This window comes from Kribbella sp. VKM Ac-2569, from assembly GCF_004216905.1.
Classification (GTDB): Bacteria; Actinomycetota; Actinomycetes; order Propionibacteriales; family Kribbellaceae; genus Kribbella.
The window spans coordinates 42,184-55,124 of the sequence record NZ_SGXJ01000007.1 but is presented as its reverse complement, the minus strand read 5'-3'; the positions used below and the strand labels follow the sequence as shown (position 1 = coordinate 55,124).

10 protein-coding genes are annotated in these 12,941 nt (G+C 66.6%); 3 read left to right on the top strand and 7 right to left on the bottom strand.

The window, feature by feature from the left end; translation table 11 throughout:
• Positions 1-30: 30 nt before the first annotated feature.
• Positions 31-732 carry a hypothetical protein gene (locus tag EV649_RS36575; RefSeq protein ID WP_130388292.1) on the bottom strand — a complete coding sequence of 234 codons (702 nt, stop codon included), beginning with the start codon at positions 730-732 and terminating at the stop codon, positions 31-33.
• A gap of 5 nt (positions 733-737) precedes the next feature.
• Positions 738-1,535 carry an alpha/beta hydrolase gene (locus EV649_RS36570; protein ID WP_157996382.1) on the bottom strand — a complete coding sequence of 266 codons (798 nt, stop codon included), beginning with the start codon at positions 1,533-1,535 and terminating at the stop codon, positions 738-740.
• A gap of 83 nt (positions 1,536-1,618) precedes the next feature.
• On the opposite strand from EV649_RS36570, the gene EV649_RS36565 reads away from it, so the two are divergent.
• A complete protein-coding gene (locus EV649_RS36565; RefSeq protein ID WP_198682893.1) occupies positions 1,619-2,695 on the top strand; it encodes a LacI family DNA-binding transcriptional regulator in 1,077 nt (358 codons plus the stop codon).
• Positions 2,696-2,712: 17 nt separating this feature from the next.
• A complete protein-coding gene (locus EV649_RS36560; RefSeq protein WP_130388290.1) occupies positions 2,713-3,798 on the top strand; it encodes a LacI family DNA-binding transcriptional regulator in 1,086 nt (361 codons plus the stop codon).
• A gap of 434 nt (positions 3,799-4,232) precedes the next feature.
• Here EV649_RS36560 and EV649_RS36555 read toward each other — a convergent pair whose 3' ends face one another.
• From EV649_RS36555 to EV649_RS36535, 5 genes are all read right to left on the bottom strand, one after another.
• Positions 4,233-4,760 (bottom strand): LacI family DNA-binding transcriptional regulator, encoded by a 528-nt coding sequence (locus tag EV649_RS36555; protein WP_130388289.1) that lies wholly within the window; start codon positions 4,758-4,760, stop codon positions 4,233-4,235.
• Positions 4,761-4,771: 11 nt separating this feature from the next.
• Positions 4,772-6,331, bottom strand: coding sequence for a DUF3502 domain-containing protein (locus EV649_RS36550; protein ID WP_130388288.1), 1,560 nt, complete (start codon positions 6,329-6,331; stop codon positions 4,772-4,774).
• Positions 6,332-6,361: 30 nt separating this feature from the next.
• Positions 6,362-7,273, bottom strand: a complete 912-nt coding sequence (locus EV649_RS36545) for a carbohydrate ABC transporter permease (protein WP_241999191.1) — start codon at positions 7,271-7,273, stop codon at positions 6,362-6,364.
• 5 nt (positions 7,274-7,278) lie between these two features.
• A complete protein-coding gene (locus tag EV649_RS36540) occupies positions 7,279-8,199 on the bottom strand; it encodes an ABC transporter permease subunit (RefSeq protein WP_130388286.1) in 921 nt (306 codons plus the stop codon).
• A 104-nt stretch (positions 8,200-8,303) separates the two neighbouring features.
• Entirely contained in the window at positions 8,304-9,305 is a 1,002-nt protein-coding gene (locus EV649_RS36535) for a hydroxyacid dehydrogenase (RefSeq protein WP_130388285.1), read from the bottom strand.
• A gap of 156 nt (positions 9,306-9,461) precedes the next feature.
• Here EV649_RS36535 and EV649_RS36530 point away from each other — a divergent pair, with 156 nt between their 5' ends.
• Positions 9,462-12,893, top strand: a complete 3,432-nt coding sequence (locus EV649_RS36530) for a putative Ig domain-containing protein (protein WP_130388284.1) — start codon at positions 9,462-9,464, stop codon at positions 12,891-12,893.
• Positions 12,894-12,941: the final 48 nt, after the last annotated feature.

Genomic DNA, 12,941 nt, shown 5'->3' with positions numbered 1-12,941 from the left:
GCCCGCTCTGAAACTTTCGCAGGGCTCGGGTTACTGGCGGTTGACCCAGGCGAGGACATCGTCGAGGGCTCCGATGACGGTCAGCTTCTTCAGCGGAAAGGCTGCGATGAGGTCGCCGACATGCGTGGCTTGCTCGCAAGCGCGGACGAACGGGTCGGTACGGGGCTGGTACAACTCGCCGTCACCTCTGACGAATTGCCCCCACAGAGCCAGCTGTCCAACCTCGCGTCGAGAGTCGGCCTCGACCGCTCCTGCCAGGAAGCGCGGCGGGAACAGTGCCCGATATCCTGGAACGTGGTACAGCCACGAGCCGCCACGGAGCCGATCGGCACGCGGCGCAGCCCTGCAGGCAGCATCCAAGGCACTGGCCAACTCCGCACGACGGGCTGCACGTCGGCCGGAACCTAGGGCGCCAGGCCCCTCGCGGTTCGCGAAATGCAGCCGGATCTGCCGGCCCTCGTCTTCGACCTCGTACCAGAAGCACCCGTGCTGCGCAGCACCCAATGTCGCTCGGAGGGCAAGCCATGATCGGTGTGCTACCGCGGCCGGATCACCGTTGTGGACCGCTTCATCTATCGCGTGCCATCCATCGGAGTTCACCAGCGCTGCCGTGCTGGTCCAGTCATGCCATGCAGTGAGTCGATCAACGTCCGCAAGCTCGACGACACGCTCGACCCAGAAGGCTTGCAGATCAAAGAAGGCCTTCTTGAAGTGCAGCCCACGTGTAGTCACTCTGATCAGAGTCCTGCGGACCGCCCCACCACACAAGCAGTTTTGGCCTCGGGCAGTGAGGCAAGCCAGCTGTCGACCAGGTCGACGAACTGGCGTGGACGCTCGTGGTGGAGGAAGTGGCCGCACCCGTTCCAGAGGACGACTCGTGAGCCGTAGGGCAGAGTCAGGCCGATGTCCCAGGCAGCCATCGCGGAGGTCGGGCGGATGCACAGGAGTGGTTGGGTCAAGCCGGCCAGTCGAGCGGCAGCGGCCGGGCGTGCGCCGAACGCATCTGGGTCCGTGTACATCCCCGCGTAGCTTTCGGCGAGCACGTGCCCCGGTGTCGCGAGCAACTGGTCACGGACGGCGCCGGCAGGCAATCCGAGTTGGCGGACAGCCGCGTCCGGTCCGTCGTTCCGGAGCGCGGCCAGACGCTGCTCGAAGGTGGCTGCCTCGGCCTCGTCCGCGCCGTACGCCGGATCGATGACCACGACCGCCGCGACCAGGTCAGGACGTTCCAGTGCGAGCTCCGCGACGATCTGCCCGCCCATCGAATGCCCGACCGCCACGACAGGACCGAGTTCCAGCCGTTCGACGAGCACCGCGAGATCTGCCGCGTAGTCCGCCGGCCGATACCCGTGCCGAAGTACCGGCGAACGCCCATGTCCGCGGAGATCGACCGTGATCACCCGATGCCTCTCGAAGGTCAGGCCGCTCCACGCGCGGCTGTCACCGCCCCAGCCATGGACGAACAGCAGCGGATCACCCGTACCGGTTTCATTCAGCCAGATCGGCACCCCGCGGGCTTCGACATTCGCCGCCATGAATGGCAGCATAGTTAACGTTTTCTACACGAAGTCAGGGCAAGGCCCGGACAGAAATTTTCGACGGACAAAGGGGTTGGCGCGTGGCCGGAGTGAGCCTCGGGAGCCGTCCGACGGTGAAGGACGTCGCGGCGGCCGCGGGCGTGAGCGCCACGACGGTGTCGCGGGTGCTCGCCGGGAACTACCCGGTCAGCGCCTCGACCCGGAAACGTGTGCTCCGAGCCGTGCAGGACCTCGACTTCGTGATCAACGCACAGGCCCGTGCCCTGGTCGGCGGCTCGACCCGGACCGTCGCGTTCATCGTCCGCGACCTGGTCGGTCCGCTGTTCGCCTACATCGGGCAAGGCGTCGAGCAGCAGGCCACCGCCGAAGGCCGGGTGTGTCTGGTCTGCACCCATCACGGCGATGCCGATCGCGAACTCGAACTCATCGAACTGATGCGCGAGCAACAGGCCGAGGCAGTGGTGCTGGTCGGCGGCGGCCTGCGTACGCCGGAACACCTCGAGCGGATGGCACAGATCGCCCGCTCCCTCGAGCGGGTCGGCTCGCGCCTCGTGCTGTGCGGCCGCCCGCCGATCGGCCCGGACGCACCGGCTACGGTCGTCGAGTACGACAACGAGGGCGGCGCGTTCGCGGTGACGAACTACCTGCTCTCGCTCGGCCATCGCCGGATCGCGTTCGTCGGCGCCGCCGAGCCGGACCACACCACGACCAGCGCACGCTTCGACGGCTTCACCCGCGCCCACGCGGCGCACGGCCTGACCGTCGATCCCGGCCTCGTTGCCGGCGGCACCTTCGATCGCGAGTCCGGCTACCGCCAGACCAAGGCCCTGCTGACCCGCGACACCGGCATGACCGCCGTCGTCGGCATCACGGACATCGTCGCAAGCGGTGTCCTCGCCGCGCTCCACGAGGCCGGGCTTCGGATTCCTGAGGACATCTCCGTCGCCGGGTACGACGACATTCCGCAGAGCGCCGATCTCAATCCGCCGTTGACCACGGTCCACATCCCGCACGAGGAGCTCGGGCGTTCCGCCGTACGGCTCGCGCTGCATCGGGACGACTACGCGCAGGATCAGCACCTGATGCTCGGGACGCACGTGGTGATCAGGAAGTCGACCGCCCCGCCCAGTGTCCCGTCGGCGCTGACGGGACACTAAGGAGCGCTAGGAGAACCATGGCCAACAGCAGTGCGCCGGGGTCCGGCAGGCGCAAGTCCTCGAGCTCACCCACCCTGGCCGACGTCGCCGCGCACGCCGGGGTGTCGCCTGCGACAGTCTCCCGCGTCCTGGCCGGCAACTACCCGGTCTCCCGATCGGCGAACCAGCGCGTCCAGCGATCGATCCGCGAGCTCAACTACTCCGCGAACACCCACGCCAGGGCCTTGGCCGGAGTCCAGACGAAGACGATCGCCTTCATCCTGGCCGACGTACGCGGCCAGTCGTTCGCGGACGCGGCACACGGTGTCGAGCAAGAGGCGTCGCGGCGTGGATGGCTGAGCCTGATCGGCACCACCCAAGGCGACTCGGAGCGCGAGCTCGCCCTGGTGCGGCTGATGCGTGAGCAGCGCGCCGGCGCTGTGATCCTGATCGGTGGTGTCACCAACGAAGCAGTCGACTATCGCGCGAAGATGACCGACCTCGCCCGCTCACTTCACTCCGCCGGATCCCTGCTGGTGTTGTGTGGACGACCTCCGCTGGGCGACGACGTACCCTCCGCCGTGATCGAGTACGACAACGAGCAAGGCGCCTACGCGATGACCAGCCACCTGTTGTCGCAGGGGCATCGCCGAACCCTCTTCATCGCCGGTCCCGAGCGTCAGAGCACCAGCATGCAGCGGTTGGCCGGACATCGACGGGCCCTCCACGACTTCGGCGTACCGGACGCTCCGGAGCTCGTCGAGCACGGGGTCTTCACCCGGGCCTCTGGCTATCAGCTGACGAAGAACCGGCTGGCCGCCGGACAGGACTTCACCGCGGTCTTCGCGGCCACCGACGTCGTAGCCGCGGGCGTGTACGCCGCTGCCGCCGAGTTCGACCTGAGAGTCCCCGAGGACCTCTCGGTGGTCGGCTACGACGATGTCGAACTGGCCCAGGACCTCCGCCCCAGACTCACCTCGGTCCACGTCCCCTACGAGGAACTCGGCCGAGCGGCCGCGAACATCGCACTCGACTCCCAGCACCAACAACCCAACTGGACCGGAGCCCACCGCCTCTTCACCACCCACGTAGTAGTCCGCAACTCAGTCACCCGACGCGACTAGCCACGACATTCCAAATGGAGAACCCCAACGCGAGGGGTTGGCCGGCTCTTGTGACTGGGGTGGGGGCGGTGTGTGCATTTTGGACAGGAGATGTCGGGTGGCTGGGTAGTGCACCTGAGCGTGATCGTGGTCGTGCGTACGGTGTCTCGCCGGTGCACTACCTGTCGAGCTTGCACACCGGCACCTCCGCCACCTTCGCTCGAGGAGCCGCCGGTTCGATCGGCTCAACTCACCCACACATGCGTCACGAGAGCTGGTTATCCCTTCGCGTTCAGGGTTCTCCCCTCGCGTATCAGTAGAGGACCCCCAAGGCGCGGGGATAACCCGTCGTCTGCTCGAGGGGTGGTTGGCCCGTGGGCGGGAGGTTTTCGGTGACAATTCGTCGGCTAGTGGCAGATGGTTCCGGAAAGGGCGGTGGCGGTGGGAGGCTGGGGTCAGCCGGCGGCCATGGAGTGGGGGTATGGCGGCGTACCTTCGAGGATGGCTGTCAGCACTTCCGAGGCCGATAGGGCGGGATCGAGTGCGATGCAGGGGATGTCGTAGGCGGCGAGGTAGGCCTGTTGGGTGTCGGTGAACTCGACGTCGAGGCCGATTACGCCGCGGGTGCCGCGGGCGAAGAGGCGTTCCAGCCAGAGCCGGGGTACTGGCTCTCGCCCGTTCACTGTCGTGACGACGAGAGCCAGCCCAGGCACCCGGGCAGCGTCGGCAAGGCCGGCCAGTACGTCACCGGCCCAGCCGCTGCTCTGACTGGCGACGACCACGTCGACCAGCTCGGACTCCTCCCGACGGTTGCCAGCGGCATCGGAATCCAGTGGATACCCGGCGCGACGCAGTACCTCTCGTACCCGGGTCCTGGTGGCCGGGGCGACATCCGGGTAGGCGCGCAAGACCTTCGAGACGGTCGAGATCGACACGCCGGCCTCGCGCGCGACCACCGCCAGCTTCCTCCGTGGGGCGGACATCGAGGACGGCCTCACTGGCCCTTGAGATACGCGTTCGCCTGCTTCTCCATCTCTGCCTGCAGCTCGGCGAGACCGGCTTTGTCCACCGCCTTCTTGAGGTTGTCGAGACCCTTGTCGACGTCGACCGCACCGATCCACAACGGATTGCCGTACTGCGTCATCGCCGCGTTGACCTGGCTGTCCTGACGTTTCACCGGTGTCACGTCCGGCACGAACGACGCGTACGGGTCCAGCGTGAAGTTGTCGTACTTCTGTGCCCAGTCGAACCACGCCTCCTCGGTCGGCGTGATGTCCTTGATCTTGAGCTCGAGCTTCTGCCGCCAGCACAGCGCGAACCCGGGGAAGCTGTACTGCGACAACTGCTGGAACTTGTCCGCGCCCACCGGCTTCCAGTCCGTGCCCTCGACCCCGTAGCTGAGCAGGTCGTGGTTCTCCTTGATCGAGACCCAGTCCTCCAGCTGCATCGCCCGCTCGTTGCTGCGGCCCTTGACGTTCAGTACGACGAAGTTGTCGGCCTGGAACGTCTGGTTCGGCTTGGCGTCCTTGCCGCCACGCAGCGGTACGACGTTCGCGATCTGCGCGGTCGGAACGGCCTTGCGCAGCGGCGTGAGCGACTGCGACGACAGCCCGTCCGTCATCGCCCACCGGGTCGCGATGCGGCCGGACTCGAACTGGGACTTGATCGTGCTCGAGTCCACGTTCAGCGCGTCCTTGTTGATGATGCCGTCCAGGTAGTACTTGCGGATCTTGCGCAGCGCGTCGACGACGCCCGGAACCTCCCAGAACGGGATCGGCTTCGCGGACGCGGTGCTCTTCCCGTCCTGCGCCAGGTAGAACGGGAGCGAGCCGCCGCTGAAGAACTGCACGCTGACGTGTGGATTCTCCCAGTCGTGCTGATTCAGCCAGCCGACCGGTGCGAAGGCCGCCAGGAGTTTCGGCATGTTGGACGAGATGCCGATCGGAGTGAGCTTCTCCTTCTGCTTGACGTCGTACCAGAACTTCTCCAACTGGTCGAACGTCGAGATCTCACCGATACCGAGCTTGTCGGCCAGGTCCTGGCGGACGGTGAAGTGGTGGAACCGTGCGGCGGAGTTCACCTGCGGGATCCCGTACAGCTTGCCGGACCACTTGTTCTGCTCGAGCAGTTGCGGGTCCAGGGTCTTGCTCAGGTTCGGGTACTTGCTGATCAGGCCGTCGACGGGGACCAGCGACTTGCCGGCGACGAGCTGGATCATGTTCAGCCAGCGAGCTTGCAGCGCGGTGTCGAAGTTCTCGCCGGCCGTGAACTTGAGCAGCGACTGCTGCTGGTAGTTGGACCACGCGACGAACTGGGGCGCGATGGAGAAGCCCAGGTCCTTCTTGAGCTTCTCGTTGACCTTGGCAAGGATCGCGTCCCAGCCGGTCGGTGTGTCACCGGGCAGCAGCAGGGCGAGGGTGTCTGCGGCCTTGCCGGAGCTCGGTGACGACGAGTCTCCGCAGCCGCTCAGTCCGAGCATGGCTGCGAGGGACAGGCCGCCGCCGGCGGCCAAGAAGCCGCGCCTGCTGAGGCCGGCGGGAGATGTGGCGGGCACAATGCCTCCAGAAGTTGTGGTGGGAGACCGTCAGCCTTTGGTGGCTCCCAAGGTGATGCCTTTGACGAAGTAGCGCTGCGCGAACGGGTACGCGAGCAGGATCGGGCCGATGGTGACGACCGTGAGGGCGAGCCGGAGCTGGTAGACCGGCGTCGACTGAGCTGCTGCTGTCGGCAGCATCTGCGAGAACGAGACGTTCGAGATCAGGTTCTGCAACAGCAGCGGTAGCGGGTACTTGTGGACGTCCGAGATGAACAGCAGTGCGGTGAACCACTCGTTCCAGTAGTGGACCGCGTAGAACAGGCCGACGACGGCCAGGATCGGCTTGGACAACGGCAGTCCGATCCGGAAGAAGATCTGCATCTCCCCCGCGCCGTCGACCCGGGCCGAGTCGAGGATCTCCTCCGGCAGCTGGCGGAACGCCGAGACCTGGATGAAGACCAGGAAAGGTGCCACCAGCAACGGAAGGATCACCGCGAGGTAGCTGTTCTGCAGCTTGAGGTACTGCGTGACCAGCAGGTACAGCGGGACGAGACCCCCGGCGAACAGCATCGGGATGTAGGCGAAGATCGCCAACGGCCGGCTGACGTAAGGCAGTCGCCGCGCGATCACCCAGCTCAGCCCGGACGTGATGCTCAGCGCGAGCACCGTCCCGGCAACAGTGATGACGATGCTGGCGACGTACGCGCTGACCAGCGTCGGCCCGGTGAAGATCAGTTTGTACGCCGCTGTTGAGAACGGTTGCGGGATGAAGCTGTATCCCTTGCCTGCCAGGGTCTGCTCGTCGGTGAACGAGCCGGACAGGATCACCCAGAACGGAATCAGGCAGACCAGCATGAACAACGCGACGCCGATGACGCTGACGACGGTGAACGGTTCCCAGCCACCGGAGCGCCGCTTGGCCGCTGTCCGGCCGGCGGCTTTGGCCAGGCTCGAGGTCATGGTCGTCACAGCAGACTCGTCTCCTTCGAGTACCGGCGCTGGATCAGCACCGCGGTCGACACCAGAACGAAACCGACCACCGACTGGAACAGGCCGATCGCCGCGGTGGTGCCGAAGTCACCGATCTGGCGCAGGGAGCGGAACACGTAGGTGTCGATCACGTCGGTCGTCGGGAAGAGCGTGCCGTTGTCGCCGACGATCGCGTAGATCGTGCCGAAGTCTCCGTAGAAGATCCGGCCGACACCGAGCACCAGCAGGACCGCGGCCGTCGGCTTCAGCAGCGGCAGGGTGATCCGGAGCGCCATCTGCGCCCGGCTCGCGCCGTCGATCTGGCCGGCCTCGTAGACGTCTTCCGGGATCGAGGTGATCGCGGCCAGGAAGATGACGCTCATGTAGCCGCCCATCTGCCAGACCTTGACGAAGGTCAGGATCCACGGCCACGGTCCCGGCTCCGTGTACCAGCTGACCGTCGGCAGCCCGAAGCCGGCCAGCGCGTCGTTGACGACGCCCCCGGATCCCGCCGGCCCGGACAGCAGGACCTGCAGCATGATCGCGATGACGACCGGCGAGACGAAGTACGGGAAGAAGATCGTCGACTGCGCCGCCCGCTTGAAGAACCGGCCGCGGATCTCGTTCAGCATGATCGCCAGCGTCACGCCGGCGGCGAGCGTCGCGGCGAGGAACAGCACGTTCAGCACGATGGTGTTGACCAGGATCCGCTGCGCGTCACCGGAGGCAAAGAAGTAGCGGAAGTTGTCCAGGCCGTTCCACGGGCTGCCGAAGATGCCCTCGCTGATGTCGAACTCCTTGAACGCCACCACCAGGCCGGCCATCGGCGCGTAGCTGAACACCAGGAAGAACGCGACCGCGGGGACCGCCAGCAATCCCAGCCACAGGCTGGAGCGCACGGGGGTTCGAGTAGTCATGGGAGCGGCTCCTTCACCAGGATCTAGAAAGCGCTTTCCATCTGCCGAGAAGGTAGCGCTGGCTTTCAGACGTGTCAAGGCGTGGCAATCGTTGCCTTTTGCGATCAGGCGCCGCGATCCAGGTCGGCAACGCCGACCCCGAAGCGGAGCGGCTCACCGGCCACCAAGCGCCCCAGTTCGTCCGCGACGCACAGGCCGAGACGTGCGAGTTCGTTGCCGTGCGAGCCGGCGATGTGCGGCGTGACGAACGCGTTCGGAAGCTGGAACAGGGGCGATCCGGACGGCAGCGGTTCGGGCTCCGTGACGTCGAGCACCGCCGTGATTCGCCCGGAGACCAGCTCAGCGGTCAACGCGCCGGTGTCGATCAGTTGCCCGCGCGCCGTGTTGATCAGCGTCGCACCGTCCCGCAGCAGAGCGAGCTCCGATCGCCCCAGCAAATGATGGGTCTCCGCGGTCAACGGGGCGTGCACGCTGACGATGTCGCTCGTGCTCAGCAGCGTCCCGAGGTCGACGGTCGGTACGTCGAGATTCCCGGCGTACGGGTCGTACACCTGGACCCGGAACCCGAACGGGCGCAGCAGATCCAGCACCTGCCGGCCGATGCGCGAGGCGCCGATCAGTCCGACGGTACGGCCGTTGTTCCCGACGTCCGGGTGGATGTAGCCGAGCTCGAACGACTGCTCGCGGCGATAGCGCTCCCGCAGGTCGAAGGCGCCTTTGCCGGCCAGCAGGATCGTGCCCAGCGTGAATTCCGCGACCGGTACGCCGTTGGCCGCTGCCGCTGACGAGACGACGATGCCGCGCTCCCAGACCTCGCGGCTCAGGTGGCCCTTCACGCTCCCCGCGGCGTGCAGCACCGCGCGCAACTTCGGGGCAGCCTCCAGGATCTGGCGGTCGACGACCGGGCATCCCCACCCCGTGATCAGAACTTCCGCCTCGGCCAGGCGATCCACGACGCGCGGATCGTCGAACCGGTCGACGGGATCGGCCGGATCGACGAGCGCGAACTGCTCCAGTCGCCGGCGGACATCCGCCGGGAACAGCTGCGGCCAGTGCTCGGGGGACATGGCGACGAGCGCCGGCAGTTTTTCGGGTGCAGGAGGCATGCCGTCAGGCTGGCATAGAAAACGTTAACTATCAGGGGACCAAAATTTTCGGAGGCTGCCACCCGCTGGCGGCCACCGAGGCGCGATGCGAGGCTCCGACCGCTCCCCCGCCTTCCATAAGCACAGGCGGGCCGTCACAACACTGGAGAGCGTCCGATGCCTGTCCTGAAACTGACCGCACTGGCCACGGCCCTGACCGCGCTCCTAGCAGCCGTCGGAGTCGTACCGGTGGCCGCCACACCCTCGGCGGCCACCGCGCTGCCAACGCTCACCCCGGTCACCTCGAGCGCTGGCTTCGTCCATCCAGGACTGGCCGTGAGCGCGTCGTCCCTCGAACTCGCCCGCACGCAGACCCGGGCCGGCGTCGAGCCGTGGGCGTCGTACTACGCCGCGATGAGCGCAACGACGTACGCCTCCCGGACCTTCAGCTCCAAGAACCAGGGCACCGTCGTCGACCGGCCGGCCAGCAATGCTTTCAATTCCCAGGGCATCCAGGCGAGGTTCATCGACGACGCGTTCCGCGCCTACACCCAGTCGATCCTGTACTTCATCACCGGTGACCCGGTCTACCGCGAGAACAGCCTCAAGCTGATCCGGATCTGGGCCCACATGGATCCCGCCGGCTACGTCTACTACCCCGACGCGCACATCCACAGCGGAGCGCCGCTGATGCGGATGCTCGCGGCCGCCGAGATCGTGCGCTACTCGACCGTCACGGCACCGGCCGCCGACGGCTACGACCTCGGATGGAACGACACAGACACCGCAGATCTCACCGGCAGCCTGATCGTGCCGCTCACGCAGACCTTCCTCTACCGCAACCGCAACTTCATGAATCAGCACAGCTACTCGCTCATCGGCGCGATCGCGGGCTACGTCTTCACCGACAACCTCCCGCGCTACCGCGAGGCGGTCGAGTGGTTCTCGGTGAACTCGACCAACCCTGACGACGACACCAACGGCGCGCTCAGCAAGGTGATGCCGGTGATCGCGAAGAACGATCCGAGGAACCCGTACGACAAGACGTTCGTCCAGTTGCAGGAGATGGGACGCGACCAGGCCCACGCCTGGGACGACGTCACGATGCTGACCCAGCTCGCCCGCGTCATCGACATCCAGGGAACCAAGCTGGACCCGGTCCGCGGCACCGTGTCGACGCGGCGGGACGCGGTCTCGGTCTACGCGTTCGGCGGCGACCGGCTACTGCGTGGCTCCGAACAGTTCTTCGCGTTCATGATGGGCAAGACGATCCCGTGGATCGACACCACCCAGCGCGGCGGCGTGCTGTCCCAGGCGTACCGCGGCCGGATCTTCGACCCGACCAACGAGCTCTACACCATCTACAAGCAGAGGCTCGGCTCGGACATCACCAAGATCGCCCCGAGCATCACCGAGCTGGCCACGACCCAGGACGCCGGCGCGCAGTTCTACTGGGGTACGGCGCCGTACAACTTCTGGAACAGCAACCCGGACTTCAACCCGGATTCCTGGCTGTCCTTCCCCGCCTCCGTCGCCGGATCGGCGCCCCCGGTCCAACGCGACGCCCTCGTGCAGGCGGAGACGAGAACCACTCCCCTCACTCCTGGTACGTCGGTGGGCAGCGGGTTCGTCCGGATGCGGGCTCGGTCCGCTGGTACGACGATCGCCGTACGGACGTTGCTGTACGACAACCGCAACGGCTACAGCCCGGTCGGCGTACTGATCCGCACGAACGGTTCGGCGACCTTGCAGATCAGGAAGCAGCAAGGGCTCGCGCCGTACTACACGCTCACGCTTCCGAACACGCACGGCGCCTGGCGGTACGTCACCTACGACATGGACACGAGCAAACTCCGTGGCAGTGCCGGCGGCGAGTCCCTCGCCTACTACACAATCGTCGGATCGCCCGAGGTCGCGGTCGACATCGACGCGATCAACCTCCAGGCGAAGACCCAGCTCACGCCTCCACAGTTCGCGCAGGGCTCGGACGTGAGACTGCTCGCGATTGCCGGCGAGCCTTTGTCCACAAAGCTCTCGGCAGCCGATGCAGTCTCCTACAGCTCGGGAGCCAACTTTCCGGCAGGCGCATCGCTCGACCAGGGAACGGGCGTGCTGACCTGGACGCCGACCGCAAGCCAGGTCGGTGACCACAACACCTTCGTCGTCGCATCCGACCCGGTTACAGACGCCGTACTCCGTGTGCGGTTGAGCGTCAGCGCGACCCGTCAGGACGCCGTGACCGCGGCGCTCGTGGGCTACGACGCAGGTACGACGTACGTCCGAGGCACGCGCTCCGCCGTCGACACGGCTAAGGCAGCTGCTGAGGCAGACCTCGCGAGCGCCGACCCGGCGACCTTCGCCGCGGATCTTGTCGCGTTGCAGGCCGCGGTCGGCCGGCTCGAGAAGCTGACACCGACGATGCCGGACGACGGCTCGTTCGACTACTGGGGTCGCGCGACCTCGGCGTCGCTGTCTCAGGTTGCCCTGGGCAACATGCTCGACGGGGACTTCAACACCTTCTCCGGCGACCTGACCGCTCCCGCGATCATCGACGTCGGCGCCGGCTTCCGGGTCGCGGCCGACGCGTTCGGGCTGCAGGCGCGGTACAACTTCGGCAACCGCACTCAGGGCGCGAACGTGTACGGGTCGAACGACGGCCGGGCCTGGATCCTGCTCACCTCGCGCGAGACCACAGACACCTCCGAGCAAGGCTTCGCACTCGAGCGGATCCCGGTCCGCGACGACGCCCTCGGCCACAGCTTCCGGTTCCTCAAGATCCGGGTCGACCATCCCGGCGTACCGACGGATCCGGCGTACCCGGGGCTGTCGAGCTTCAGCGAGTTCCACATCTACGGACAGCGGCTGGAGATGAGTACGGCGATCAACTCGGTGTCGATCGCCTCCGACGGCAGCGACCCGAAGCGTGCGCAGAACGGCGACACCGTCACGCTGACGATGACGGCCACCGAACCGCTGAGCCAGGTCAAAGCCTCGATCGAAGGGCTCGAAGCTCAGGTCACGAGCCAGGACGGCCTGCACTGGACTGCGACGGTCAAACTGCCCGACGACGTCGGCTACGGGCGACCGCTGCGCTTCACCGTCGACTACACGACCGTGAGCGGCCAGGCCGGCGCGACGATCATCGACACCACAGACGACACCGCGCTCGAACTCTGGAACACCCGCGTCCGAACTGTGGAAGTCCAGCAAGGCTGGGTAGTCGCCTCCAGTCCGGCCTTCCCCGGGGTCGGAACTCCCGAGGCCAACGGCTGGCGGATGTTCGACGGGGACCTCAACACCTTCACCGACACCACCTCCGGGAACGGATGGGTCACCGTCACTCCCCCGGCCGGCACGAACCTGACCTTCGACGCCGTCCGTGTCCGCCCCCGCAGCAACTTCCCCGCACGAGCGAACGGCGACCTCGTCCAGGGCTCGAGCGACGGCGGCACCAGCTGGACGACGCTCACCACGATCAACGGCATCACCGACGGCAACCAGTGGTACGCGTTCCCGCTGGCCACGCAGGCGTCGTACCCGATGATCCGGATCGCCGACTCGCACGGTGGCTTCACCAACCTCGCGGAGGTCCAGTTCCTCGACAGCTGAACCAGCTCTTGACAGAGTTGCGCAACTTGCCGCAATCTTGGCGAAACC